Source organism: Flagellimonas spongiicola, from assembly GCF_023502425.1.
GTDB lineage: Bacteria > Bacteroidota > Bacteroidia > Flavobacteriales > Flavobacteriaceae > Flagellimonas > Flagellimonas spongiicola.
Genome location: NZ_JAMFMA010000002.1, coordinates 191,551 through 216,419 on the forward strand (window position 1 = coordinate 191,551; position 24,869 = coordinate 216,419).

General features: G+C 40.1%; 12 protein-coding genes. 5 read left to right on the plus strand and 7 right to left on the minus strand.

Annotation, left to right across the window (positions count from 1 at the left end; all coding sequences use genetic code 11):
• Positions 1-3 precede the first annotated feature (3 nt).
• From M3P19_RS07125 to M3P19_RS07135, 3 genes are read right to left on the minus strand one after another with little or no spacing between them, the layout of a single operon-like run.
• Positions 4-3,159 carry a glycoside hydrolase family 2 TIM barrel-domain containing protein gene (locus tag M3P19_RS07125; RefSeq protein WP_249656964.1) on the minus strand — a complete coding sequence of 1,052 codons (3,156 nt, stop codon included), beginning with the start codon at positions 3,157-3,159 and terminating at the stop codon, positions 4-6.
• Positions 3,160-3,174: 15 nt separating this feature from the next.
• Positions 3,175-6,201: an aminotransferase class III-fold pyridoxal phosphate-dependent enzyme gene (locus M3P19_RS07130; protein ID WP_249656965.1), complete on the minus strand. Its 3,027-nt coding sequence runs from the start codon at positions 6,199-6,201 to the stop codon at positions 3,175-3,177.
• A 3-nt stretch (positions 6,202-6,204) separates the two neighbouring features.
• Positions 6,205-8,250 carry an MGH1-like glycoside hydrolase domain-containing protein gene (locus M3P19_RS07135; RefSeq protein WP_249656966.1) on the minus strand — a complete coding sequence of 682 codons (2,046 nt, stop codon included), beginning with the start codon at positions 8,248-8,250 and terminating at the stop codon, positions 6,205-6,207.
• Positions 8,251-8,534: 284 nt separating this feature from the next.
• On the opposite strand from M3P19_RS07135, the gene M3P19_RS07140 reads away from it, so the two are divergent.
• The 5 genes from M3P19_RS07140 to M3P19_RS07160 all read left to right on the plus strand — a co-directional run bounded on the left by M3P19_RS07140 (position 8,535) and on the right by M3P19_RS07160 (position 18,772).
• Positions 8,535-9,095: an RNA polymerase sigma-70 factor gene (locus M3P19_RS07140; RefSeq protein ID WP_249656967.1), complete on the plus strand. Its 561-nt coding sequence runs from the start codon at positions 8,535-8,537 to the stop codon at positions 9,093-9,095.
• A 118-nt stretch (positions 9,096-9,213) separates the two neighbouring features.
• Positions 9,214-10,338, plus strand: coding sequence for a FecR family protein (locus M3P19_RS07145; protein WP_249656968.1), 1,125 nt, complete (start codon positions 9,214-9,216; stop codon positions 10,336-10,338).
• A 152-nt stretch (positions 10,339-10,490) separates the two neighbouring features.
• Positions 10,491-13,802, plus strand: a complete 3,312-nt coding sequence (locus M3P19_RS07150) for a SusC/RagA family TonB-linked outer membrane protein (RefSeq protein WP_249656969.1) — start codon at positions 10,491-10,493, stop codon at positions 13,800-13,802.
• A 32-nt stretch (positions 13,803-13,834) separates the two neighbouring features.
• On the plus strand, positions 13,835-15,355 hold the full coding sequence (locus M3P19_RS07155; RefSeq protein ID WP_249656970.1) for a RagB/SusD family nutrient uptake outer membrane protein: 1,521 nt from the start codon (positions 13,835-13,837) through the stop codon (positions 15,353-15,355).
• 93 nt (positions 15,356-15,448) lie between these two features.
• The gene (locus M3P19_RS07160; protein WP_249656971.1) at positions 15,449-18,772 is read left to right on the plus strand and encodes a VCBS repeat-containing protein; all 3,324 of its coding nucleotides are present in this window, start codon (positions 15,449-15,451) and stop codon (positions 18,770-18,772) included.
• Position 18,773: 1 nt separating this feature from the next.
• Here the strand turns inward: M3P19_RS07160 and M3P19_RS07165 are convergent, their stop codons facing one another.
• From M3P19_RS07165 to M3P19_RS07180, 4 genes are read right to left on the minus strand one after another with little or no spacing between them, the layout of a single operon-like run.
• On the minus strand, positions 18,774-18,956 hold the full coding sequence (locus tag M3P19_RS07165; protein WP_249656972.1) for a CPXCG motif-containing cysteine-rich protein: 183 nt from the start codon (positions 18,954-18,956) through the stop codon (positions 18,774-18,776).
• Between the two features lie 24 nt (positions 18,957-18,980).
• On the minus strand, positions 18,981-20,300 hold the full coding sequence (locus M3P19_RS07170; protein ID WP_249656973.1) for a TolC family protein: 1,320 nt from the start codon (positions 20,298-20,300) through the stop codon (positions 18,981-18,983).
• On the minus strand, positions 20,297-23,584 hold the full coding sequence (locus M3P19_RS07175; RefSeq protein WP_249656974.1) for an efflux RND transporter permease subunit: 3,288 nt from the start codon (positions 23,582-23,584) through the stop codon (positions 20,297-20,299). The genes M3P19_RS07170 and M3P19_RS07175 overlap by 4 nt, the downstream gene beginning before the upstream one ends.
• Positions 23,581-24,711: an efflux RND transporter periplasmic adaptor subunit gene (locus M3P19_RS07180; RefSeq protein ID WP_249656975.1), complete on the minus strand. Its 1,131-nt coding sequence runs from the start codon at positions 24,709-24,711 to the stop codon at positions 23,581-23,583. Before M3P19_RS07180 ends, M3P19_RS07175 begins: the two co-directional genes overlap by 4 nt.
• Positions 24,712-24,869 lie beyond the last annotated feature (158 nt).

The following is a 24,869-nucleotide window of genomic DNA, read 5'->3' on the forward strand; positions in this document are numbered from 1 at the left end:
ATTTTATTGCACTTGGTTTTCAATGGATCTTGGTTCTAAAGTTATCTGATAATCATAATTCTTTGGCGCAATAGTATAGGCCTCCCTAACCGGTCTCCCCCAGGACGTATCACCACCCACACCCATTTGCAAGGCATCAAGATTCCACTGAATCGTATTGCCAAGTTTAATATCCGCACCGTGCTTCTTAGTTACCGGCACCAAACCAGAAGCAGAGGCCTCACCATCTTCTTCAGCGTTAAAATCGAGTTCTTGCATGGAAAAAGGCCAAATACTAGCATTCAATAATTGATTGCTCCAGGCCTTAATGGCAATTTTTCCGTTGGACACTTCCATCCATCGTACATCCGTTTTATTTCCAGTTTCCTGGGGTCGGGAATACATGTGAAATTGCTTTTCTACTTTGCCTGTATATATTCCAGCCTTCACCCCAGTTTTTCTGTCCCAATAACTCTCTTCTGGTCCATTCCCAAACCATGAAATGTCACCAAAACTCTTATCCAAGGTTAAATACAAGCCAAGCCTGGGTAATTTTGGAAGCCCGTTTTCCAATGGCCTAAACGCATAATCCATGGTAAGCTGGCCAGCTGTTGATAATGAATAAGCTATAGAAACTTCGGCTTGCTTGGTTGGTAATTCATATTCAATCGCAAACTGCACTTGTCCCTCTTTGGTAACCATGGGCTCTTTTATAAGTTTAGATTGGTACAAGTAAGAAGCGTTTTGCCATAAGCTGGCCCATTTTACCATTTCATTTCCAAGGTCATTGTCCGTTGGGGGTCTCCAGAAATTTGGCCTGATGGCATTACCAGTGATTTCAGAAGCTTTGTATTTCCATTGAAGTATCTCCCCGGAATCAGCTTGCAATTTTAAAGTAGTACTGCTGTTGGCTATCTCAAATACATTTCCACTACGTTCAATTTTCAAAGCTTCTTTTATCTCGTTTTTTGGTGATTCCATAACACCATTTTGCAAGACAAACTGATCCCAAGCTACTTCATGTCCTTTTGAGGCATATCGAGTCTCATCCTTTTGATAAAGCCCAACCTCCAAAATGTATTCCTTACCCTTCTGAAACATATCTGGAATGAGATTCAGTGCAATCACCGTTGACATTTGCGGTAACGCTTCAAATGGAATATTATCTTGAACCTTAACTTCTTGGCCATCCACCAATAGTCTAGCAGAAAGTTTTAAGTTGGATAAGTCCTTAAAAAAGTTCTTGTTTTGGAGCTTTATTTGATTACTTCCCAACCAATAAAACTGCACTGGTTCATAGACCTTTTTCACTTCCGTTAAATGGGGATGTGGATTTCGATATGGATCTACCAAACCATTGTTTAAAAAATTACCATCTGTTGGCAGATCCGGATGATAATCATGACCATAAGCCAAATACGGTTTTCCATCTTCATCTTTGTATTCCAAACTCTGATCGACCCAGTCCCATATAAAACCACCTTGCAAATTTGGATAGGTTTCAATGGTATCCCAGTAATCTTGTAAGTTCCCAACAGAATTACCCATGGCATGGGCATATTCTATCATTATAGATGGCTTATCGGAATTTGATTTACCATGCTCTAGAAGATATTCGGCTTTAGGGTACATCGGACAGTATAAATCCGTGTAATCTTCTTTACCTGCAGGTTCATATTGCACAATCCTGTTGTTATCCTGTTCTTTTAGCCAAGCATAGGTTGTTTTAAAAATATTACCTTCACCTGCTTCATTCCCAAGTGACCATGAATATATAGATGGATGGTTTCTGTCCCGATAATACATGCGTTGGGTACGAGCCATATGGGCCGAAAGCCATTCCATTTCGTTACCGATCTGCGTTTTTGCATCAATGGCCAATGGATGGCTTTCAATATTTGCCTCGTCCACAACATACAGACCATATTTATCACATAAATCCAACCAGTATGGATCATTTGGATAATGTGAACTCCGTACTGCATTGATGTTGTTTTGTTTCATTAGCTTGATATCCTTTTCCATGGAAGATCTGCTAACCACATGCCCGGTATATGGATCAGTTTCATGCCGATTTACACCTCTGATGTAAATAGGTTTCCCATTTACCAACACTTGACTATCAACTATTTCAACTCTTTTGAAACCAACATGACCGCTTATATATTGATTATTCTTAACATTTGCTGAATCTATTAGTTCAATTCTTACACCATATAGATTTGGTACCTCAGCGGACCATCTTTTGACCTGTTCAATTATGGTTTCAAAAGAATATTCATCCCTACTATTGGCTTCCAATTCGATTTCCTCTAACGCATCATAAAGCACCTGACCATCATCTACTAGTTCTACCTTCAACGTGCGTTTTGCAGATGAATCCGTTTCATTAAAAATTGAAATTCTTGGATTGAAAACTCCATTCTTGTAACTGTCATCTAGATTAGTATACGAGTAATAATCAGCCACAAAAACCTTGGGCCTAGTATAGAGATAGACCCCACGTTCTATCCCACTCATACGCAACATATCCTGACTTTCAAGATAACTGGCATCACTCCATCGAAACATTTGTAACGCAAGAAGATTCCGCCCTGGATTCAGGTAAGATGTGATATCAAATTCAGCAGGAGTTTTGCTTCCCTCCGAATAGCCAACGTAAGAACCGTTCACATAGACATACATTGCAGATTTTGCACCTTCAAAATGAAGAACAACCAGTTCCTCTAAAAAACTTGCAGGAATTTCCATTTCCTTGCGATAGGTGCCAACTGGATTGTATTCTTGCGGAATATTTGGCCATTTTGTATCGAAAGGGTATCGTTCATCCAAATAAATTGGGCGATCATAACCATGCACTTCCCAATTGGCTGGCACCGGGATGGTATCCCATTCACTATCATCAAATTCTTGATTTTGAAATGTTTTGGGTCTATCCTTGGGATTTTTTACAAAATGAAACTTCCAGGGACCATTCAAATCCATAAACCTTGTTGACAATTCCTTGCTTTCTATTTCCGATGATTCCAAACCGAAAAAAGTTGCATGCGATGGCAGTTTGTGCTCTTCAAACACCTTATGGTCAAAATGATACGTTTGTTCCCCAATTTTGGGCAATTCTTGATTTGTGCATGACACAAAGCAAACTGCCGCGATAATACAGTAATGCTTAATTTTCATCGAACCGAATTCTGATTAGTTGATTTGCATAAAATCTTCACTCAATATCTTGGATAGCAAAAACAGTAGTTCCTCTGCGTTTTCCATCGTGAAAACCATAGGAGGTTTAATTTTGAGGACATTGTTATCCGGTCCATCTGTACTCATCAGTACGCCATGATCCTTCATTCTATTGGCTAAATAATCTGCCTGATCTGCCAAAGGATTCAACTGGTGATCAACCAATTCAAAACCCAAAAACAGACCTTGTCCTCTGACATCCCCAATAATTGGATAATCCAATGACAGTTCATTGAGTTGTTGCTTCAGATGGATTCCGACTGTTAACGCATTTTCTTGAAGTTCTTGCTGTCGTATAGTCCTTAAAACCTGGGATCCAATGGCACAAGAAACAGGGTTGCCACCAAACGTATTGAAGTATTCCATCCCATTGGCGAATTTATTTGCCACCTTTTCCGTGCACGCCACAACGGCGAGCGGATGGCCATTGCCAATCGGTTTCCCAATGGTTACAATATCTGGGACAACGCCATGTAATTCAAATCCCCAAAAAGATTTACCCACTCTTCCACATCCCACCTGAACCTCATCTGCAATACAAATGCCTCCGGAACTTCGTACATAATTATAGGCCTTTGACAAAAACCCACGCGGAAGTTCTATTTGTCCACCACAACTTATAATGGATTCCACGATCAACGCACATACTCCACGACCTTTTGCCTCAATAATCTCTATTTGTTTTTTTACTTCCTCGGCGTATTGTGCTCCAGAATTTTCTCCTCGGTATTTGCCGCGAAAAGCATCCGGGAGTGGAAAAATATGTGTATGTTCCGGTGCTCCGCTGCCGCCTTTACCATCAAATTTATACGAACTGATATCCACACACATATTAGAGTTGCCATGATACCCTACTTCCGAAGCAATAATATCTCTTTGACCCGTAACTGCTTTTGCCATACGAATCGCTAGTTCATTGGCCTCGCTCCCAGAATTCACAAAATGAAGTACCGACAGTTCATCGGGCAAGGTTGCCAATAGTTCTTCCGCAAACGCATTGATGTTCTCATGCAAATACCTCGAATTCGTATTCAACAATGCCATTTGCTCTTGACCTGCACGAACAACCGCATGATTTTCGTGTCCAACATGGGCCACGTTATTCACCATATCCAAATACTTCCTTCCCAACTGATCCATGAGATATTGTCCAGCCCCGCGCACCATTTTAATTGGCACTTTGTATTGCAAGCTTAAACTTTTCCCTAAATGTTCTTTTCTAAAGGCAATCAGTTCTGAATTGGTCAACTTTTGCGTTTGTTCTAATGCAGATTTCTTAAATATGAGATTGGGATTAGGGCACAAACCTTTCCAAACTTCAATTTGATTCGGATATGCGACACCTGGAAAATCATCTTTAAAACCCAAGAGGGAATGCATCAATTGAAAGTGTAGGTGCGGTGCCCAATTTCCATTCTCCGGATAATTCCCCAACTCACCTATTGCATCACCTGCTTTGATAAGTTCCCCAACCTTATGAGCTGTAGCACTTGAAACAGTCAGGTGACCATATAAACTAAAAAAATGGAAGTCTTTTTTTTGATGTTTTAATATCACCAAACCACCATATTCTTTGTTTCCAGCATCATTAATTGCCGTAACTACTTCGCCATCCCACATTGCATGTACCGGAGTGTGGGTCGGCAGCCAGAAATCAACTCCTAAGTGAACAGTTCTACTTTCATTTCCCTGATTCCCCATTTTTCCATAGGAAGATGTACCGTATAATGCACGAGCCTCCAAATAGCCACCTGCAATTACTTTTTCCGGATGCTCTTTTTGTAGCTGTTCAATACGGAATTGCAAAAAATCCAAATCATTGAATTCCTCCTGGTGCCCTACCCAAGTACTGGAAACACTAAGATCTATAGGAAAAACATCCTTATAACTTATAGTAGGGAATAGGTCCTTTAACTCCGGGGTACTTTCTTGGGTCCACGTTATAAATTTATCATGGTCCGGATGAGGAGTGAAGCCACATACGCTTCGGAAAGAATAATGTGCAAAGTCCTTTTGCACTTTGTACCATTTGTTCAGTACTTCCCAAGCCGGTTTTTCACTGATCAACAAATAGGTGTTTTCTGGCTCTTCAATTTTGTTGATGGCGGATTTGGTGACCGAAATAATCAGTCTCATTGCGATAGCCACAAAAAGATGTTCCAGTTCTTCCTCCATTAACGGATAAGAATGATGGTATCCTGCTACAATTGGCAAAGCGGCATCCAAAGGATCGTTATGACCCATTATGGCATAGGCGCATGCAATAGCCAAATCGTTGATGAGTTGGGTATAAATTGCATCACCATAATCTATAAATGCTTCAACAGAAGGACCAATAAGCGTTTTTGTTACTATGATATTATTGTCATTGGCATCATTATGGACAACTTGTTTTCTTAATACGGAGTAACCAGCTGCGCTATCCTCAAAAATCCCAATGAAATGAGAGAGTATGATTCGCTGTTCATCATCAAACAAATGAAGATGTTCCTTTGTCCATAATCCTTGCGCAACGTCCCAAACAAATTCCCGATGGGCCATTGGGTGGTCAAAATCAGCAAGGGCCTTGCTAAGTAAACCACATTGGATACCAAGACTGTTTCTCAAATCATCCAGTTGCGGATTTACTTGACTCCAAACACGACCGGTTATCCAAGTGAGCAGTCTAACTCTTCTTGTATTGCCTTGGTCATCCTCAAAGCTAGAAACATCGCGGCCGTTAACATCCTTTATTACCTGTGGGGATTGGACTTTCGGATTCTTCGCAACATGTTGTAACATTTCTTGTTGATATTCCAAGTACGAAAGTTCCTCCTCTAATCGCGATACTTTTAAAATGTATCCATCTGCGCCTGATACTTCAATTTTAAAATTAAAATCAATTTCACCAGGCAAAGCTGTTGCTTTACCCTTAATACCAAACAGGCTTTCAGTTAAGTTTTCAGCCTTAGTTGTGCTTAATTTCATTGTGGTGTATTCCATGGACTATTCGTCGTTTGTCAAAAGCATTATTAAATGAGCGGCGCTCCAGCTAAAGTTTTTGGCATACAGGCCTTTTCCGGTCAAAGGATGATAATTCTCATGAATGGGTTTTCCCTTTTCCAATAAACCCTCGGCTCCAATAAGCAGTTTGAGGGTTATCTCATTTGCCTCTTTTTCATAGCCGTAGTTCCGAATCCCTTTGATTCCAAAATAGGCTTGATCCAACCAATTTGGCCCTCGCCAATAGCCGTTCATGGGGTCAAATTTTGGGTGATCTGCAGCCATTGTCTGAAAAGGAACTTTTACGTTGAACTTTTTGGGATCCATCATTTTATTTTTTACTATTTCAGCTTGTTGCTCATTGGCAACTTTGGCCCAAAGCGGAATCCAACCTTCACTTCCAGCTCCCTTTATAAAGGTATCACCATCCAGATTGGTATCATAGAACCATCCTGCTTCTTCATCAAAAAATTGCGTTTGAATACGTGTTTTCAATTCTGACGCTTCTTGTTTCCATTTACTGGATTCTTCATTTAAACCCAAAATGGTTGCGATTTCAGCGAGATAGCCTTTTTCCGCGTATAAAAAAGCGTTTAAATCAACATTTTCTTGGTCCATGGAAAACGCATCCTTGGAATTTTGAAGCATTTTGGTAGAATCAAATCGAATAGCATTATCCATTCCACTTTCCCACTTGGCCGCAATAACGGTGCCGTCCGTGGATCCATACTCACATAACCCATCTTGATCGTGATCGCGATCTGTATACCACCAAAGGTGGTACTTTTTTAATTTGGGATACATTTCGCTGGCAAAAAGGGGATCTGGGTTCTTTCGAAGTACTTTTGCAACGGCCCATGCTGCCAATGGAGGTTTGGTATCGCGATAATTATGGGCCTCTATGGTGGTATCGCGATAGACACAATCAACAATAAAACCATTCTCTTTTTGAAAATCGAACATGGCCCTAATTTGATCTTTCGCCAATTTGGGTGCATAAGCCGACAACCCCACTGAATGCTTCCACGAATCCCACGACCAAAAACCATGAAACCATTCATAGTGATAGCTAGGAAACAAGCCCTGATGTTTTAACTCACCAGCTGGGATACGCCAATTGTTTTGTAGGGTAAGTAATGATTTCTCCAAAACGAATGAATACAGGGAATCCTTGAATTGTTCGGGTTGATTAGTCAACAAGGCATTTAATTGCTGTTCTTTCTCAATGCTGCGTTGTTCCAAAAGTGCCCCAAATTCGACATCCTCAATCCTTCGTTGTTCTTCATCCCATGAATATTCTGGAAAAATGAAGGTCTGTGATGCCAAAAATGATTTGGATTCACCAGGTTCCAAAACAACCAATTCAGAATTTGCCCGATAGGAATCCACAGAACCGGAAGAAATAGATAGGGAATCCCCCAAAAACTTTAGATACCCTTTGGCATTGCTATATTCTGAATCAATTTGCACAAGATTTTCCTTAGTTTGAAATTTCAAGCCCGTTGTAAACAATTCCCCTGAATATTCCAGAATAAAATCAACCGAATTGCCGGAAACATTTTGGACTATCGTGCGCACCAAAGCCGTGTGTCCAGATAGATAAGTCAATTGTTGTTCTACTTGAAACTCGGCATCTTCGTACTTTACATACAATCTACTAGGAGTTCCATCCCATTCTATTAATGCATTTTCCCAATTTAGCTTTGGATTACCTTGTTGAGATACAAGATTGACCTGCATACTATTCTTGCTAGCCCAAACACCATTTTGCTGAGTCATCAAAAATGGGCCGGTAAATCCACCATATTTTTGCTTATTATCCGGTAAGCTAAAGCCAAACCAGGCCCCTTGATCAGAAAACACCAAAATATTACGGTCCCGAGGTGCATCTGGCACACCCACATAATCAATTATGTTTTTGGTAAATTCCCTATTCGTAATATCTTCATTAGTCTTAGCTTGTTGCGGCTTCTGCTCACAACTGATCAAAAAAGATTGCAAAGCAATCAATGAAAGGAAGATTGGTCTCAATAGTTTCGTATCCATCATTTATGGCTCAGTTAAAAGATTACTTTGATCTTTCAAACAATACGAACGAAGTGTAAATTTCAACGTAAGGAAAAAACGTCGATCAATTGGACGCTTGCAATGTACAAAAATTTCATTGTAAAGATGAATGATCAAAATCTTTAGCTTTCCATTTTTTTAATAATAGCTATTTTTGATTGTTACCTAGGTTTAATTTAATCCCCCATTACGCCCTATTTTCTTAGGAAAATTCGGGGTAATTGGAATTGGAGATGCGAAAGACCTGGTGCACTAGCTAATCTAACTTGGACTCTAATTCAGTAATACAGGAAATTCGGAACCAAAACCAATTTGTCTACAAGAAGTTTTTTGAAGACACTTATCCGGAATTGGTCCACTATGCGAATAGTTACCTCTTTGACCAAAACTGGAGTGAGGATATTGTTCAAGAGGTCTTTATCCATTTATGGGAAAAAGCAAATGAATTGGAAATCAAATCATCCCTTAAGGGATATTTGTATTCAATGGTCCGGAATCGCTGCCTCAATTTTTTAAAATCACTTAAAATAACTGATGATGCGAAAGTATTGGATATGCAATCCATGCTTAGTTCAGATTATGACTTGGAATTCTTTTCAAGTGATGACCTAAAAGTAATCCACCACCAATTGCTTAAAGTTGTAGAAGGGCTTCCCAGTAAAATGCAGCAAATCGTCAAAATGCGCTTTATTGAAAACTACAAATATGTCGAAATTGCCGAAGAACTTGGTGTTTCGGTCAATACGGTAAAAACACAATTAAAAAGGGCCAAACTAAAAATAGGCGAGCAAATGGCCATGCTAATTGCACTGTTAATGACGCAATAAATGGCATTGTTTTTTACTGATTTCATTTTTTCAATTGCTTTTTTTTAAACTTTTTTCATTTTTTTGTCACCCATTTTACTTTTCTGATTGTCTAGTCTAAAAGCATGCAACTGATATAATGGAATTTAAACTGATTCTTAAGAAGTTAAACAACACGCTCACTAAAGCGGAAGGAGAGCAATTTGAAGCTTGGATCTCTGAATCAGAAACCCACAGATCTTATTTTGAAAAAGTTCAAAACAGCTACCAAGATACTTCCAGCGTTGTAGATATAAGGAAAGGTTGGGAACGAATAAACTCAAAAATAAAATCGCCAAAGGGGGTTAGCACCTATTGGAAATATGCTGCCGCTGCAGTTATCATCTTGCTATTGACCCTTCCTTTTGTAATTCCTACAGAAACACCCGTAGATACAACAGCGCCTCAAGTTGTTGAAGAGTCCATTACTATTGGAACCGATAAAGCCACGCTGACTTTGGAGGATGGAACGAAAGTAGCCCTTGAAAAAGGAAAAGCCTACACTACGCAAGCACTTACAAGTAATGGTCAGCAATTGGTTTATGCAGCGAACAAAGATGCAAATGGTCAAATAAAGCAAAACACCCTTACCATTCCCCGTGGTGGACAGTTTTATTTGGTATTGGCTGACGGTACAAAAGTATGGTTGAACTCAGATACCGAATTGAAGTACCCCGTTGATTTTGGACCAGATTCACCACGTAAAGTAGAACTTGTCTATGGTGAAGCGTATTTTGAAGTATCGCCAAGCATCCAAAATAATGGCACACATTTTCTTGTAGCAACACAAGGTCAAGAAGTGGATGTACTCGGAACGGAATTCAACATTAAGGCATTCCGTGAGGATACTTTTATAGAAACAACCTTGGTAAATGGAAAAGTGGCCATTAAGGACGGAAATTCCATTAACAACTTATCTCCTGGACTTCAATCGAAAATAAATAAGACAACAAGGGAAATACGAATAGCGGCTACAGATGTATCCAACGTAATCTCTTGGAAAGATGGTTTGTTCAGCTTTAAGAACATGCCACTTGAAGAAATCATGAAAGTACTTTCCAGATGGTATGATGTAGATGTTAAAATAATGGATGGTGCAAAAGGAAAAATCACCTTTAACGGGGTATTCAACCGAAATCAAGAACTCAAAAATATTCTTTCAATAATTGAAAACACGAACGAAGCCAAATTCAAAACACAAGGAAAAACAATTATGGTAGAATAAAAAAAGGGATGGAGCTTAGACCTGGACAATTTAAACTTCCATCCCATGTCGATCAATTAATTAAATATTAACTAACTAACAACTTCAAATTTATGAAAACAAAATTTGTTGGGCTACCTATGTTATATAGGAAAAAGCTCCTGTTTGTCATTATGAGGACCTTTATCTTTTTATTTTGCATAGCGTCTTTTGGTTTTAGTACCAAAATAGGATTCTCGCAGGACAAAAAAATTGTAATCGATGCGAACCAAGAACTAACCGTTGAGGAAGTCTTCGATTTGATTCGGGAACAAACGGACTATTCGTTCATTTACCGTTCCGACCTTTTTGCCAATGCCCCTAAAGTGGCCGTGAAAAAAGGTAAGACCAAAATCAATCAATTGTTACAGCGCACGCTGTCTTTTGCAAATTTTGAATATCAACTTTCCAACGAAGGATCTATACTATTAATAAAACAATCGAACACGCCAACTCCTGTTCTTAAAAAAATCCAGCAGGTTGTATCAGGCACGGTCACCGATAAAGATGGTGTTCCGCTCCCAGGCGCTACGGTGAACTTGAAGGAAGATAGTACTGTTGGTACCCAAGCGGATTTTGATGGTAATTATTCCATTGAGGTGCCAAATGGTGAATCTACTTTAGTATTCAGATACCTTGGATTCATTACCAAGGAAGTTGTAGTAGGCAGCCAAACTTCAATCAATGTTGTGCTAGAAGAGGATGCGCAAGGTTTGGAAGAAGTCATCCTAGTTGGTTTCGGTACGCAAAGAAAGGCTGAATTGACAGCGGCGATTTCTTCTGTAAATGTAGAGGAAATCCAAAAGATACCGACCGCTAATGTAGCCACTTCATTACAAGGACAAGTTGCAGGTTTGAACGTTGCCATTGCGACTGGAGCCCCAGGTAGTAATCCAATTATCCGGATCAGGGGATTGGGTACTATAGGAAACAACAATCCTTTGGTAGTAATTGACGGTATTCCAGGTGACCTCTCTTACATTAATCCTTCAGATATTGAAGACATAAGTATTCTACGAGATGCTTCTGCAGCAACAATTTATGGATCCCGAGCTTCTAATGGTGTTGTGATCGTAACCACCAAAAGAGGAAAAACCGGAGATCCACGTGTTACAATTGGTTCATATGCAAGTACCCAATGGGTAAGCGATAATGTTGATGTAGCTAATAGAGATCAGCACAATCAAATAAAATTAGAGGCTTTTGCCAATGCAGGGGACACTCCAGCACCTTATCTGACCAACGGAACCCAATATGCGGATTCTGATTGGGTAGGAGCTTATATAGACAATGCATTTGAACAAAAGCACGATATCGGAATTTCCGGGGGTACTGAAAACATGAAGTACAATTTCTCCGCAGGGTATTTTGAAAATACAGGTACGGTCGTAAATACAGACTTCAACCGATCGAGCACCCGTTTCAACTTGGATTTTGACCTGTTGGACGGACGTCTGAATATCGCCCCTGGGGTGAGTTACACCAGAGAAAACACTAAAGGAATTTTTGAGCCAATTGGGGGAGGAAATGCAAGTTTCTCTCCATTCCTCCAGATTTATCAGCAACTACCGCACAAGGAAATTTTTGATAACAATTCGTTAAGCGGTTTTGCTACACCACCACCGGAATTAGGTTCTGGTAACCCTGTAGGTGAGTCGGAATTAAACGACAGAGCAGATCAAGATGATTATTTGCAATTCAACGTTTCTGCCACCTTAAAACTATTTGATGGTTTAAGCTATAAATTCCAATACGGTGCTAACGTTGAGAATACGCATTTTTCCAACTTCTTACCTACATATAATTTCGGACCACAGGCCATTAATGAAAATCCATTTTTGAGCGAAAACAGAACGCGAACCAATGAGTGGACATTGAACAACACTTTGAACTATCGCAAGTCTTTTGGCCCTCACGATATAGAAGCATTATTGGGTGTATCCCGAGAGAAGAGCGAATTCAGGTCTGTTGGCGGTTCCAATAACGAATTGGCATCCGATCAATTAAGAGCGTTAAGTTCAGGAATTGGCGATGAGTCCTCCTTTGGTTTCAACTCCACAAGTACATTGCAATCCTACTTTGGCCGTCTTAGTTACGATTTTGATGATAAGTACTATGTTCAAGGTAGTATTAGACGTGATGGTTCTTCACGATTTGCATCTACTAACAAGTATGGTACTTTTTATTCGGTATCACTTGGTTGGGCCATTCATAACGAAGACTTCTTCAATTCAGAGGTCATCAGTCAGTTCAAGCCAAGATTTAGCTACGGTACTTTAGGAAACCAATTAATTGGAGATCATTTGTTCTTGGCAAGAATCGGTTCAGGTGGGCAACAATTAAACTATCCCTTTGGAGAAGGTGCAAGTCAACCAGTTGTTGTGGGAGCCATCAGTACTTCGCTTCCTACGCCAGATATACAGTGGGAAGAAACTGCGACTACAAATATTGGTGTTGATTTAGGGTTCCTTCAAAACCAAGTAAAGTTTTCTTTTGATTACTTTACCTCCAAGACTACTGACATGTTGGTAAATGTCCCAATTCCTGCTACTTCTGGTATTACGGCTTTCCCACTTACCAATGGCGGTAACTTGGAAAACAATGGTTGGGAATTCTCTGCATCCTATAACAATGGATCAGGTAATGATTTTACATATAGCATCAGTGCCAACATCAGCGGAACATCCAACGAAGTAACCCAATTGGGTGTAGCAGATGAATCGTTCACAGATGGATTTATCGAGTTCAACAACTTCCCAACAACTAGAACGGAAGTGGGTGGTGAAATTGGTAGGTTCTATTTGTATGAAGCCGATGGTATTTTCCAAACCCAAGCAGAAGTTGATGCACATGGTGTACAACCTAATGCAGCTCCTGGTGACTTAAGGTTTGTTGACACCAATGGCGATGGAACCCTAGATGACGATGACAAACAATTCATGGGCAGTGGACTACCAGATTTTGAATATGGTATCAATTTTAACGCTTCTTACAAGAATTTTGATTTAAGTCTTTTCTTCCAAGGCACGCATGGAAATAACATCTACAATGGTGTTAGAATGTGGCTTTACAGAACCGATAGATCTAATATGTCAGCTGACCTTGTTAACGCATGGACACCTCAGAACACGAATACCAATGTACCAAGGAATGTTTTTGGTGACCCTAACAACAACATTAGACCATCCAGTTATTTCTTGGAAGACGGTTCTTATTTTAGATTGAGAAATGCACAGATTGGCTATACTTTCCCTGATAACATTATGGAGAAAATGCCAATTGATAACCTTCGTCTGTATTTAACAGCTACCAATTTGTTCACCATCACCGACTATTCCGGTTTTGATCCTGCGCTAGGAAATGGTGGAACATTTACAAGAGGTGTAGATAGAGGATTCTATCCATTGTCCAAGTCTTTGATTTTTGGATTGACCTTATCGTTATAATTAAAAAATTGAACAACATAATTATGAAGATCATGAGAAGGAATAAGTATATCATAATCGTGATTTTAGCCATACTTGGTCTAAATTCATGCTCAGATGACTTTATCGAGGTCGAAAACAAGGAAGTCTTGACAGATTCAAGTTTTTGGCAAACCGAAGACCATGCTTTACAAGCATTGACCTCAACCTATGCAGCTTTGCACAGTTCCAGTGGAAGTAAATGGGCATTTTTTGAGGAAATTTATACTGCCATGGCCTACAAGGCAGATGATATGATAAATAACACCGCAGAGACCTACAGCAGGGCCTTGGCGAGTTTTACAAATACTACAGAAGAAAGTGGACCTTTCAATATTTGGCGAAGTGCTTATGCCGGTATAGGCAGAGCCAATCAAATTTTGGAAAGAGTTCCGGAAATGGAAGCTTTATCTCAGGAAACCAAAGATGTAATTGTAGCGGAAGCTAAATTCCTAAGAGCCTACTATTACTTCTGGTTAGTGACCGGTTTTGAGAACGTGCCTTTGGTGACCACCTACGAAACCTCTCCAGAAAGTTTGTTTCCTAGTCAAGCTAGCACTGCAGAGGTTTGGGCACAAATTGAAACTGATTTAATGGAAGCCGAGGCAAATCTTGTTACGGAGCATGCAGCCGAATGGCGTGGTCGTGCCACGGTAGGTTCTGCAAGTGCATTATTGGGTAAGGCCTATTTGTTCCAAGAAAAATGGACCGAAGCCGAAGCTAAGTTCGCACAAGTAGTAGCCATGGATTACGATTTATTGGAGAACTATGAAGACAATTTCAATGGTCGTGGGGAAAACGGTGCTGAAAGTGTTTTTGAAATCCAGTTCACGGGCGACCGTTCCAACGGAAATGATGAACGTCAAGTATTCAATTTCGAGGTTTCGCCATACGCTTTTGGTGGTTGGGAATTGTTTTACCCATCACAGTGGTTGGTAGACGAGATGCGAACCGATTTAAACACTGATGGCGACCCAAGTGATCGAGTATATGCAAGTATCTTTTTTGATGATCCAGGCTCGGAAATGTACAGCAGGGACATTGATGATAACGTAGCCTATACTGATGCTGCTGGGGATTTAAACCATCCAAAGTACTTTAAAAAGTACTCCTTCAATGAGGATACTAATTTTTACAACGGTACCAACATTGCTGTAATCCGCTTTGCCGACGTATTGTTGATGTATGCCGAAGCCTTGAATGAAAACGGTAAAACCACGGAAGCAATTGCTGAAGTCAATAAGGTAAGGGAACGTGGAGGAGCAGTCCCTTTAGCAGCTATGTCTCAAAGCGATTTGCGTACGCAAATCCGTCATCATGAAAGACCAGTGGAATTATCCATGGAATTCGGTATCCGTTGGTTTGATTTATACAGATGGCAACGTGGCAGTACTGCAACAGAATCCATTGGAACAACCTTGGAAAACCATGGCAAACCATTTGCTGAGAACTTCCAAGATAAACATATACTCTACCCAATTCCTTTGCAAGAGATTAACATCAATGAGAATCTCGACCAAAATCCGGGGTGGTAAAATTTTAATCTGGTAGTTAGTTTTAAGTTTAGTTTAGACAACAACACCTAAGGGTAGGCGTACCTTTAGGTGTTTGTTGTATCCATAAGAATCATGAAGACGTACTTTTTCCGCATTAGTATAATAGTTGGACTTCTTTTGGCTTCTTGCCATCAGGAACCCAAACCTCTATCCAATACTGTGGAAAAAGTGTCCCAAATCCTTTTTAAACCTGTTCCAAGTGACCAAAGTGGCGTCATGTTTACAAACAGCCTCCCAGAAAGCGCTGCAATGAACAGTATGGTCTATGAGTATTTCTACAATGGTGGCGGTGTGGCAATTGGTGACATCAATAATGACGGTCTGGAAGATCTTTACTTCACAGCAAATCTAACCGGCAACAAACTCTATTTAAACAAAGGAAATCTGAAATTTGAGGATGTCACGGAAAAAGCAGGTGTAAAAGGTAGTTTTGGATGGACCACTGGTGTTAGCATGGCAGATGTTAATGCGGATGGGTGGCTTGACATCTATGTATGTAAATCCGGGAAAGGAAAAGTCCAGGATCGTGAGAACCTGTTGTTCATCAACAATCAAGATGGAACCTTTACAGAACAAGCCGCAATTTTTGGGTTGAATTTTGCCGGATACAGCACACAGTCCTCCTTTTTTGATTACGATCGGGACGGGGATCTTGATCTGTTCTTGCTCAATCACAATGTAAACCCAATCAATACCAATAACCCCGGGGAATTCAAAAATGAGTACAACGAATTTGTCGGGGATCGATTGTACAGAAATGACAACGGAATTTTCACAGATGTATCCCAAACTGCTGGTATTCTTCAAAACATTATGGGTTTTGGTCTTGGAGTTTCCATGGGTGATGTCAACAATGACAATTGGCCTGACATTTATGTAGGCAATGACTATATAGAGCAAGACTACCTATATATCAACAAGGGAGATGGCACATTTAGGGAACAGTTAAAAAGTGCAATGGGCCATACCTCAAATTTTTCTATGGGCACAGACATGGCAGACATCAACAATGATGGCTTTACAGATATTATGTCACTGGATATGGTAGCCCAAGACAATTACGGAATTAAAACCAGTATGAGTGGGATGAACCCCGAAGCATTCAATCTTGCAGTTGACCAGGGTTTTCATTACCAATACATGTACAACGCCCTTCAATTGAATAATGGCAACAATCATTTCAGTGATATCGCGCAATTGGCCAATGTTTCAAGCACAGATTGGAGTTGGGCTCCTTTACTCGCCGATTTGGATAACGATGGTCTTAAGGACCTGTTCGTAACTAATGGCCTAAAAAGGGATTTTCGTAATAACGATTTTAAAAAGTACAAGCTTGAGCGACTTAAAAAGGCGCAGCATGCGAAGGAAAATATGGCCACCGTAATGGAAGAACTTGTCAGGAGAACCCCAGAACGGAAAACCATTAACTACATATTCAAAAACAATGGCGATTTAACCTTTGTAGACCAAACCACGCAATGGGGCATCACCATACCAACTTTTTCAAATGGAGCGGCTTACGCTGATTTGGACAACGATGGAGATTTGGAACTCGTAATTAATAATGTTGACGAACCCGCAACCGTTTTGGAAAATCTAAGCACTCAAAATCATCTACAGATAACGCTTAAGGGCTCAGGTAAAAATCGGTTCGGTGTTGGTGCCAAAGTTTCGTTGAAAATAAAAGATAGAGCTCAAACCCTAGAAAATTATCCCACCAGAGGATATCAATCAAGTATGTCCAATGTGCTTCATTTTGGTGTCGGAGATGCTGAAAACATAGAAATCCTAACCATTTTATGGCCAGATGGCAAGCAACAGTCAATTCACGATATTCCTGCAAATCAAAGATTGACTTTAAACTATGCAGACGCCCAAACTTCAACTCCTGAATTCACAACTGAGTCTAACATCCAATTTACCACAATTACAAATCAAATCAACCCCTTGCCGGTGCATCAGGAGTCTGCTTATAATGATTTTAAAATGGAGTCCTTGTTACCTCATAAAATGTCTGAAGAAGGACCTGCTTTGGCCATTGGTGATATCAATCAAGATGGGTTGGATGACTTTTTTATTGGTGGTTCCAAAGCACAAATGGGCAAGTTATATACTCAGAATGCCGATGGTAACTTCGATCATCAAAAGCAGCTGGTATTTGAGCAAGATAAATTCCATGAAGATGTTGATGCGGTGTTTTTTGATGCAGACAAGGATGGGGATTTAGATTTGTATGTAGTCAGTGGCAGTAATGAAGAAATCCCAAATTCCGAGTTCTATAAAGATCGTATTTACCTTAATGTTAACGGCAATTTTCAAAAATCCAATGGTATTTTCAACGAGGTGATTCATGCCTCTGGTTCAGTGGTTGTGCCACATGATTTTGATCACGACGGCGATATGGATTTATTTGTTGGCGGACGTCAGACCCCTGGAAAATACCCCTTTTCTGGCAAAAGTTTTCTATGGCGAAACGATACCTCCAATGGACAACTAAAATTCACCAATACCAATGAAATACTTTTAGAGGATTTAGGAATGGTTACCGATGCCACATGGACAGATGTAGATGGGGATGGATGGAATGATTTAGTGATTGTAGGAGAATGGCTGGCGCCTAAGATTTTAAAGAATATCGAAGGTTCATTATCCGATGCTTCCGTGGCCATGGGTATACATAATCAGTCTGGCTGGTGGTTTAGTGTTAAAGCAGCAGATTTTGACAATGACGGCGACATGGATTTAATCGCAGGAAACCTTGGTCTTAATAGCAAATATAAAGCGGCAATAGACGCTCCTTTTGAAATCTACTCCAAAGATTTTGACCAAACTGGCTCTTTGGATATTGTATTAGGATATCATCAAGAGGGAAAAGAATATCCGCTACGTGGTCGTGAATGTAGTTCTAATCAAATGCCATTTATCAAAAAGAAGTTTCCTACCTACCATGATTTTGCCTCTGCAAGCTTAGAAGATGTATACGGAAAGGAAAACCTTGCGTCTGCACTACACTACAAAGCCAATAGTTTTGCAACTACCTATTTTGAAAATAATGGAAACGGCCAATTTATGCCACTTAAACTTCCAAATCTGGCGCAACAGACCACAATTACTGAAATTATTGCTGAGGATGTGAATGACGATGGAAATCTGGATGTCCTGCTATTTGGCAACCTTTTTGGCTTTGAAGTGGAAACACCACGACAAGATTCCGGTTACGGCATTTTATTATTAGGTGATGGCGAAGGTAATTTTCAGCCACAAATGCCTTATGAAAATGGGTTGTATGTAAAAGGGGACGTCGTTCATGCCTCAGCTATTGAATTAACGAACCATGAAAAAGCCCTATTAATCACAAAAAACCAGGATAGTTTACAACTGGTGAAGCTAAATTGACTTATTGGCCTAATTCTGCTGCTTCAAATTGAAGAAGTTCACCATTATCAAAACGCAAATCTATCTGAATTGGATTACAACACACTTCGCAATCCTCCACATAAGATTGTTTGGAGACTGAATTATCTAGAAGAAATGAAATCTCTTCCCAACAATAAGGACATTGAAAAAAGTGTTCCAGCATGATTCCTGAATCTCAAAATATCCACTAAAAATCTACATTCAGCAGCTGTCCGCTAACTTGTAACATTTGAAGTTCCGCCAATTTAGCACTGTATTTAGCTTGACTTTGTGCCAATTCCGCATTCAAAAGGTTCAATTGTGCCTGCCTAAACTCAATGGAAGTTATTTGACCAAGTTTATAGCGTTCATCCGTCCTATTGAAATTGTCTAGATTGGTTTGTAGGTTCTTTTCTTGCACTTCCAATACATACAAGGCATTGGTATAACTGTCCCATGCATTCCTAATATCCCGTTCAACCTCCAAATCGATTTGCTTTTGAAGCAGTTCCTGGGTTTCATAATTGATTTTGGAGTTTTTGATATTGGTTATACTTCTACCTCCATCAAAGAGATTCCAAGTCAAATTAACTCCCCCAGTTACACCTGTAGCAGTGTTTTGAACCACAAATGCCAATGGGCTATTGTTATTGGACTCATTCCAACCATAAGTCCCTGTCAATCCTATTGTTGGCAAATACGCACTTTTGGCAGATTTAAAATTGTAATTATTAATGCTCAGTTGTTTTTCCGCAATTCGTAATCGGATATTGTTGAGTTTGGCCTCGTTGTGCATGTTTTCCATCTCTAGGCCTGGCACAAAATTTACTGTGGTATCCGCGATGAATGTCACGGATAACTCCCTGTTCAGGATAAGATTCAAATCACGCATGGTATTGCGAAGCTGCTGTCTGGAATTCAATAGATTTATACTATCCGTATTAATGTCCACTTCCGCATTCAACACGTCTAAACCCGTATTTTGACCGTACTCAAATTGATATTCCGCACGTTTTAACCTTTCCTTGGAAATTTCCAATGCTTGCGACAGGTTTTCCGTATTTTCTGTTAGGCGAGCTACCTCATAGTAGACCGTAAACAACTGCAGAATGGTAGTTTCAATGGATTGCTGTACTTCCAATTCGGATTGTTGGGAACGCTCTTTAAAGCTTTTGTAGTTGTAATGCCTTCCCAATCCATCAAACAAAGTATAGTTAACATTTACTGAAGCATTATAGCGCCTAGTTTCAACGCCATCAGCCGTTCTCGTGTTACCATCACCCAAGGTACCTTCAGTATTCTGTTTGTCAATGGTCCCTCCAGCAATGGCGGTCACACTTGGCAGGTATCCAGAATTGAGAATATTGGCATTATTGGCATCAATCCGCTGTGTATTTCTTGCAACTTGAATACCAAGGTTATTTTCCAAGGTTAAATCAATGGCTTCTTCTTTCGTGAGCAATTGCTCTTGAGCCGAAACAAATAAAACCGTGAATAGAAAGGGTATAGTAGTTAAATAGTATTTCATTCCAGTGTGCCTTCTAGTACTTTTGAAGTATCTTCTTTCTTTTGGTGGGTGCTGGTTCCGTTTTGACTGTATAAGCCATCTTCCATCATATGCTGTTCTTCATTACGTTCCCGTATTGACCGTTCCACTTCTTCCCTTGTAGCCTTTTCGCCAGTCCACATTTGCTTAAAGAATACCTTCACATTGTTACCAAATGCAAGAAAAATAGGTAGCATTAATAGCGTCAGCACCGTGGCAAATCCAATTCCATAGGCAATGGATAGTGCCATGGGTTTTAAAAATTGTGCCTGTCTACTTTTTTCCAACAACAACGGTGCTAAACCGGCAATTGTGGTAATGGAAGTCAAGAAAATAGCTCTAAAACGCGAGCGTCCAGCCTCATAGATGGCCTCATCAAATTTAAGTCCTTCTTTAAGGTTGTTGTTGAATTTACCGATGAGTACCAATCCATCGTTCACCATGATTCCAATTAACGCGATAATACCCAATAACGATAATATGTTTATGGGGAAATTATGTATCCAGTGCCCCCAAGCCACAGCGGTTAAACTGAATGGGACCAACAACAAGAGTAATAAGGGTTGACTAAAACTCCGGAAGGTAAATGCAATCGTAATGAAGATTAGGATCAACACCGTTAAGCCTGCAAAATTGAGGGAATTCTGAAACTTGTTCCGTTCTCTATTTTGACCTTCATACGATGGTGTTATCGATGGGTTTTTGGATAATATATCCGGCATAACCTCATTTCTTATCCACATCATGATATCAATGGCGCTCGTTGTTTCCGGATTGGCCAAATCAGATGTCAATTGAATCTCCCGTTGCCCATCCAAATGGTTTACTGCTACATCACCACGTTCAATGGAGTATGAAGCAATTTCTTTTAGCGGCACACGTTCTCCAGATGGTGTAAGAATTCGCATTTCATCCAAATCTGTAATTGATGAACGATTGGTTCGGTCGTAACGCACCCAAACCCTTATTTCATCCTGTCCGCGTTGAAAACGCTGCGCCTGTCTTCCAAAAAATCCTGCTCGAACCTGATTCATAACAGTTCTTAAATCCAGTCCTAGCAAATAGGCATTCTCTTTTAATTCCAGCCTGATTTCCTTAATGCCGGCAGGGTCATTGTCCGCAACATCCTTAAGTAAGGCGTTGTTCAACATAGCAGCTTTCAATTCGTCTTTTGCTGCCTTTAATTCTTCAATATTATTTCCTAATAAAGAAATTGATACTGGGTCACCACCAAAGTTCCCACCTGAACCATAAATCAAACTTTCCACTCCGATTACCGGACCAACCATTTCCCGTAGTCTTCCAGTAACCATGCTGGCTACAATCTCATCCGGACGTTCCTCACCAGGCAATAAGTTGATGATCAAAGTAGCTGATGAAGATCCTGGGCCTAGGGTTTTCAGCATGTTTTCATACAACACTTTGTCCGTACCTGGAAGATATTCCGCTGACAATTCCTCATTGACAATCTGCGCTTTTTCTTGGATCATGGTTATAATGGAATCCGTGACTTTCTCATTTGTTCCATTTGGCATTTGAAGCTCAACAGCTATTCTATCACTTGCAATCCTTGGAAAAAAGGCGGTACGTATAATGCCACCACCTATAGACCCAAACGTTAACACCAATGCCATAAAAAACAATGAAAACGTCAAAAATTTATAGTTTAAGGCAAATTTCAAGGTTGGGCTATACCAGTTGTCCCGCATGTAAGCCATGGCTTGGTCACCCAATTTGTTGATGCCCCTTAGTTTGGCAAAAACCTTTCCTAATCCAGTACTTGGATCATGGGTCTTTGGTCTCAAAGCTTTGGAGTGTGCTAAGTGCGCCGGAAGAATTATTAAGGCCTCCACCAAAGAAACCACCAACGTTAAAATAACAATTACAGAAACTTCACTAAAGAAATCTCCGATTCGTCCATCTAGGAATAGAAATAGGGAAAACGCTAAAATTGTGGTAATAATAGCCGAAAGTATTGGAGGGATTACCTCCATCGTACCGTCTATTGCCGCCCTAATTGGAGTTTTACCTTTTTCATAATGTTGATAAATGTTCTCTGCAATAACAATTCCGTCATCTACCAATATCCCTATTACAATGATCATCCCAAACAAGGACAATACATTGATGGTAACATTCAACATAGGAGCAAAGACAAACATTCCTAAAAAAGCGATGGGTAATCCAAATGCCACCCAAAATGCCAATCTAGTGTTCAAAAACAGTGATAAAAACAACAATACCAACAGCATCCCAATAATGGCATTCTCGGTAAGTAAATCGGTCCTTTGCGTCAATGTTTCGGATTGATCGCTGATTACTTCCAGTTTGGCGTTGGTGTATTTTTTATTGAAATCAGCCACGTATTCCTTTACGTTTTCGGCGGATCCAATCAAGTCTTCGGTATTTGTACTTGTTATGGTAACATTTACGGATAGCTCACCATTGAGATAGGATGCATTGGGTGTTTCAGAAAAGCGGTCACGGATTTCAGCTACGTCCTTTAATCGGACCGTTCTTCCAGATGCATCTGCACGGACCACTACATTGGACAATTCATCGCCATAATACGAGCGATTATTGGCCCGAATCAGATACTCCTCGGAATCCGTTTTGATATTTCCACCTGTAACCAAAATGTTGGCATTGGTTACTGCTTGGGCCACTTCATTAAAGGTGAGATTGTAGGCCAACAAACTATTTTCGTTGACCGCAATTTCAATTTCCTCTTCCGGGTATCCAGAAATCTGGATTTGGGAAATTCCCTCAATAGCCCTTAAATCATTTTCTATTTGACGCCCAATTTGTTTTAAGGTAGCGAGGGGAATATTTTCACCACTGACAGCAAAACTAATGGTAGGCCTGACCGCTTCCAATTTTGAAACAATCAAGGGCTCCATGCCCGTTGGGAAAGTAGGCACACGGTCTACAGCATTTTTCACTTCCAATAGCATAAAATCAATGTCACGACCTTTTTCAATCTCAACATTGATACTTCCACTATTTTCCCTTGAGGTGGATGTAACCCGTTCTACGCCCTGTAATCCTTTGAGATTGTCTTCAATTTTCAAGACAATACCTTCTTCAACTTCCTGAGGGGAAGCTCCTGGGTAGGTGATGTTTATCAAGATATTTTGCGAATCTACCAGAGGGAAAAAGGAGGATTTCAGGGAAAGTGCCCCAACGATACCAAATATGAAGAAAGCCAATATTATTACATTGACCGCAACATGGTATTTTATGAAATATGATATGACCTTTCTCACGACTTGGTTCTTTTGGCACCTTCAAACACCCTTACTTCCATCCCTGCGTACCCACCAGATACCGCCTTGGATACAATTATCTCATCATCTGGCACATCCTTGAGAACTACAGTCTTATCCGTAAAGTACACTGGCTTTACATCAATGACATCCAAAATGGTATCTCGCACTACAAAAATCTGATCATTTTCCAATAATAGAGAACGATCTACCTCTATGGCATTAGATTCCTCTTTGGCTTCCAAACTAGCCTCCAGATACTGACCTTCTTTAAGATTAGCACCACTAACTTCAATATAAACGGTTATGGTTTGGGAATTTTGATCTACGCGTCCATTGACACGGATGACTTTTCCGTTAAAAGTCTGTGTCTTCTCTAGATTGGACAGTTCCACTTGTTTTCCTACCGTTAAATGATCCCCATAGGTTTTGCTTACCGATACCTCCAGTTCATACAGCCCAGTATTAATGAATTCACCTAACTTTTGTCCTACTCGAATCAATGTACCTTCAGTAACCAACGCCTCTGTCAATACACCTTTAAAAGGCGCGGAAATGGTATATTTTGATAGCCGTTGCTCCAGATTTTTCACATTGTAATAACTGGATATTATACCACGACCAGAAATAAAGAATTTTTCTTTTTCAGTATCCATTTCTGGAAGGGTCGGTGTGGTTTTATCCAAATCAAACCCATTCAGGTAACTCTGCCATTTCGAATAGATCTCAGGATAATCCAGACGCAAATCTGGCATTATGGAAGTTAACAGATTATACAGATTACTTTTTGCAGCTTGCACCGTGGCATAGTACTCATTGGCGTCTATGCGAATCAAGGTCTGCCCTGAATTGTATTCTTGACCTGTACGGAAGAGTTTACTGCCCGTTCTGAAAACCCCTTGTACTTCAGAAAAAAGTTCAACCCGTTTTTTGGCTCTAAGATTACCATTTGCCGGAACTACGATAGGAATGGCTTCGTTCCTAACCGTATCCACAAATACTGTTTTTACTACTTTTTGTGAAGGGGGTCTTCGGGTTTTCTTGCTTCCCGCAATCATCCTAGCAAGAAAAATAGATAGAAATATAACCAAGCCGCCCGTTACGGCCGATAAAATAAGCTTACGCATTGTGTTGGTACAAGATTAGTCTTTGCAAAGCTATTCGCTACAAAAGGTTTGCTAGGTTAAATATTTCATAAATGTTAAGGTGAATTCGCTAAAGATGAAACAAAAAAAAGGGGATACACGCCTGTATCCCCAAACCAAACAAACTAAAGTATAACTAA